General features: G+C 71.3%; 2 protein-coding genes and 1 tRNA gene. 2 read left to right on the top strand and 1 reads right to left on the bottom strand.

The genetic code is table 11. From position 1 onward, the window contains the following. The first annotated feature begins 208 nt into the window (after window positions 1–208). Window positions 209–281 (top strand) — tRNA-Thr (locus tag FVS66_RS01690). A gap of 55 nt (window positions 282–336) precedes the next feature. Here FVS66_RS01690 and FVS66_RS01685 read toward each other — a convergent pair. Beyond that, window positions 337–2,985, bottom strand: a complete 2,649-nt coding sequence (locus tag FVS66_RS01685) for a SpoIIE family protein phosphatase (protein WP_262386746.1) — start codon at window positions 2,983–2,985, stop codon at window positions 337–339. Between the two features lie 307 nt (window positions 2,986–3,292). Here FVS66_RS01685 and FVS66_RS01680 point away from each other — a divergent pair. Continuing rightward, window positions 3,293–4,521: HAMP domain-containing protein (locus FVS66_RS01680; RefSeq protein ID WP_149179149.1), on the top strand; the 1,229-nt coding region annotated here is incomplete at its 3' end.

Genomic DNA, 4,521 nt, shown 5'->3' with positions numbered 1-4,521 from the left:
GTGGGAGAGTAGGACACCGCCGAACTATTTTTGATGGGGGAGCCCCGCACCGTTGGTGCGGGGCTTCTCGCATTTCCGGGCCGAGTGCCCGTGACACCCGGATACCGTCCGGCTACCTTTGCCGTCCAAAGGAACCGATGGTGCGGAGCACTCCCACCATCAGGTATGATCTATCCCGTTGCCGCGAGGGAAACCTCAGAAGTGACAGGCCCCTATAGCTCAGTCGGCAGAGCGTCTCCATGGTAAGGAGAAGGTCAACGGTTCGATTCCGTTTGGGGGCTCAGAACGAAAGGCCCCCCGCCTCACGGCGGGGGGCCTTTCGCATATCCAGATCACTCACTCCGGGTGCGGCTCCGGGACGCGCATCGTCAGGATCGCCATGTCGTCCGACGCCGGCTCCGCGGCGAAACGCTCGACCGCCCTCAGCACACGCGCCGCGACCGCGCCCGCCGTCAGGCCCGTACACGTACGAAGCACCTCGGCGAGGCCGTCGTCGCCCAGCATGCGGGAACCCTCCCGGCGTTCGGTGACGCCGTCCGTGACGCACAACAGCACGTCGCCCGGATCCAGGGTCACCGTCTGCTCGAACAGCTCCAGGTCCTCCATGACACCCAGCAGCGGCTGGGGGTCGGCGGCCGGCTCGACCGTGCCGTCCTGGCGCAGACGCAGCGGCAGAGGGTGGCCCGCGCAGACCACCTTCAACAGCGCGCTGCCGTCCTCCTGCGGCCACATCTCGCCGTACAGGAGCGTCAGGAAGCGGCTGCGAGCGCCCTCGTCGAGGATCGCCGCGTTCAGGCGCTCCAGGACCGCCGGGCCGCCGAAGCCCTCACGGGCCAGCAGGCGCAGCGCGTGGCGGGCCAGGCCCGTGACAGCGGCCGCCTCCGGCCCCGTACCGCACACGTCGCCGATGGCGAAGCCGTACGCCTTGTCGCGGATCGGGAACAGGTCGTAGAAGTCGCCGCCCACCTCGTTGCCCTCGCCGGCCGCGCGGTAGATGACGTCGACCTCGACGCCCGCGATCTGCGGGAGGCCCGGCGGGAGGAGGCTGCGCTGGAGGGACTGGCTGATCGCCATGCGCTCGCTGTACAGGCGTGCGTTGTCCAGGGCAAGGGCGGCACGGCGGGAGAGGTCCTCGGCCAGCTCCAGGATCTCCTGGCGGAAGTGGTCGTCGGACGGCTTGCCCAGGGTCAGCATGCCGATCACGCGGTTACGGGCCACCAGGGGCAGGACGACCGTCTCACCGCCGACCGCCGAGGCGGTCGCGAGCGTCGTACCGATCCCCGACGACAGGGGCGAGGCATGGTCGAGCTCCTGCCTGGAGGCGCGCAGAGCCTCCTGCTGGGCCGCCTCCGCGGGGGCGTTCCAGATGCGGGCGCCCGGCGTCGGGACCGGGTCGGGCGGGGCGATGGCGGAGAGCAGGGCCTTCAGGCCGTCGATGCGCTCCTCGTCCTCGTGCAGGACGTACGACAGGTACGGGTCCGACGACTGGTCGGCGATCGTGTAGACGGCGCACCACGTGGCCAGCGTCGGGACCGTCATCTGAGCCATCAGCGCCAGTGTCTGGTCCCGGTCCAGCGTGCCGGCCAGCAGGTCGGACGCCTCCACAAGGAAGCTGAGGGAACCGCGGCGGAGCCGTTCGAGCTCACCGAGGCGGGCGGACTCGACGGCGAGGGCGATCCGGTCCGCGGCGAACTGGAGACGCAGGGCCTCCTCGTTCGAGTAGCGGTCCGGGCCCTCGGCGGCCACGCCCAGGGAGCCCGTGAGGCGGCCCTCGACCTTGAGGGGCACCGTGACGACGGAACGCATCCCGGTGCCGTTGAGCAGGGGGACCGAGCCCGGCACGGCCAGCAGGTCCTCATGGACGGCGGGCATACGGGCCGACGCGTAGCGGCTGGTGCCGGCATCGACCGGCACGCGCGCGAAGCGCTGGCGGGCCGACGGCAGGCCCGTGCTGGCCCGTACCTCCAGCTCCGTCTCGTCGTCCGTGGCGAGGAGCAGGAACGCGGCGTCGCCGTCGAGCATGTCCCGGGCGCGCTCCACGGTGCGCTGGAGGAGGCCGTCCAGGTCGTCCGGTGCCGGAGAGCCGATGAAGACCTCGAACGGGTCGACCGCGCGTCCCTCGCCCGTGGAGTCGCCGCCCTGGGAGCGGGCCGGGGTCTGGAGGACGGCGCGCTCGTAGTCCCGGACCAGCAGACAGACCGTGGACGGCTCGCCGTTCGTGTCGCGTACACGCAGGTGCGAGGCGTAGACGGGGATGACGCGGCCGTCGGTGCCGCGGATGCCGTAGCTGCCCTCCCAGCGGGACAGCTGGAGCGCCTCGGCCAGGCCGGTGCCCGTGCCGGGCGTGTGCGGCCAGGCCGCGAAGTCGCCCAGCTGCTTGCGGACGACCTGGTCCGCCGCGTAGCCGAAGAGGTGCTCCGCGTCGTCGTTCCAGGACGTGATGGCGCCTGCGCGGTCGATCTGGAGGACCGCGACGCGGACCCGCTCGTCGGCGACGGGGAGGAGGTCCGGGGGGAGGGCGGGGCCCGCATGGCGGGTGCCGACCGGGCGTTCGGGCAGGTCCAGCTGGAACCAGACACGTTTGCGAGTGGGGGAGTACTCGACGCCCCAGCGGGTCGCCAGGGCGGCGCACAGGAGCAGTCCGCGGCCGTTCTCCCGGTCGGGGGCCGCGACGGGCTGGGCGACGCCCTGGAGGGGCACCTCGCGCTCCGGATATCGGTCGGCGACCTCGACGCGTACGCCGTGCTCGGTGCGCAGGCACAGGACGTCTGCGGCGGTGCCCGCGTGGATCACCGCGTTCGTGACGAGTTCGCTGGTCAGGACGACGGCGTCATCGACGACGTCGGAGTATCCCCAGCCTTGGAGGGTGTCCCGGACGAAGGCCCGGGCGGTCGCGACCGACCGCCCCACCGGTTCGAAAGTGGCAGCCGCCCGCGCGGTGATCACAGAACTCCTCATACGCGTCTCGACGCCCGGCTCCGCCATGATCGGCCCCGCCCCTCCCGGTACCCGGTGCTCGTGCTGTGCCACACAGCCCCCGCCGGGCGGACCGGGGCGGTTGGACAGCCGCATGCCAGGTTACTTACCTTCGCAGTCCGGGCGGGCGGTGGTCACCGCTGTTTCCGTCCCCCGAGGGAGGGGACGTTATGCGAAGCTGCGGAACTGTTATGGCCTGGTTGGCTTGCGGTGAAACACTGGGAATGCTTCCAGCGGCAGCCGTGAGCGTGCCGGCACCTGGAGCGATACCCGAGCACGAGCCCGAAGTACGGTCAACCCCTGCGGGAGGGACACGGTGGAGTCTGGCGTGGCGGCGCGAGGCGGTAGCACGCGCGCGAAGGGCGGACGGTCCCGGAGCAGCGGAACCGTCGAGGTGGATGCCGCTGCCCTGGAGCGGCTCCTGGCGGCACTGGCCGCGATGCGTGACGGGAATTTCCGCAGGCGGCTGACCGTGACCGGCGAGGGGACGATGGCGGAGATCGCCGCCGTCTTCAACGAGGTCGCGGACCGCAAGCTGCACCTGACGGGCGAGCTGGCCCGGGTGCGCAGGGTGGTCGGCAGGGAGGGCAAGCTGTCCGAGCGGCTGGAGGTCGGCGCCAGCGAAGGGGCCTGGGCGACCGCCATCGAGGCGGCGAACGCCCTGGTCGACGATCTGACGAGGCCGGTCTCCGAGGTCGGGCGGGTGCTGTCCGCGGTCGCGGACGGTGACCTCCAGCAGCGCATGGAGCTGCGCTCGGAGGGCCCGGACGGCGCGGGGCGGCCGCTGCGCGGCGAGTTCCTGAAGGTGGCGCGGACCGTCAACAACCTGGTCGACCAGCTGTCGTCGTTCACCGACGAGGTGACGCGGGTCGCACTCGAGGTGGGTACGGAGGGCAAGCTCGGCGGGCAGGCGCAGGTACGCGGGGTGTCCGGGTCGTGGAAGGACCTCACGGACTCGGTGAACACCATGGCGTACCGGCTGACCGCGCAGGTGCGGGACATCGCCCTGGTCACCACGGCGGTCGCCAAGGGCGATCTGTCACGCAAGGTGACCGTGCATGTGGCCGGCGAGATGCTGGAGCTCAAGAACACCGTCAACACGATGGTGGACCAGCTGTCGTCGTTCTCGTCCGAGGTGACGAGGGTCGCCCGCGAGGTGGGTACGGAGGGCGAGCTCGGCGGTCAGGCCGAGGTGCCCGGCGTCGCGGGTGTGTGGAAGGACCTGACCGACTCCGTCAACACGATGGCGGGCAATCTCACCTCGCAGGTGCGCGGCATCGCGGAGGTCACCACGGCCGTCGCGAACGGCGACCTGTCGCAGAAGGTCACCGTCAGCGCGCGCGGCGAGGTCGCACAGCTCGCGGACACCATCAACCAGATGACCGAGACGCTGCGCACCTTCGCCGACGAGGTGACCCGGGTGGCGCGGGAGGTCGGCGTCGAGGGGCTCCTCGGCGGGCAGGCGCAGGTGCCGGGCGCGGCGGGTACGTGGAAGGATCTGACGGATTCGGTCAATACGGCGTTCCGGAATCTGACGGGTCAGGT

This window comes from Streptomyces sp. TRM49041, assembly GCF_008271805.1.
Taxonomy (GTDB): Bacteria; Actinomycetota; Actinomycetes; order Streptomycetales; family Streptomycetaceae; genus Streptomyces.
Note: the sequence above shows the minus strand (reverse complement) of the source record. Positions and strands in the feature narration are given on the sequence as shown.

What these genes read in the sequence shown, in the direction of transcription:
- FVS66_RS01685 (WP_262386746.1), bottom strand. Translation starts at nt 2,985, where the DNA reads ATGGCGGAGCCGGGCGTCGAGACGCGTATGAGGAGTTCTGTGATCACC.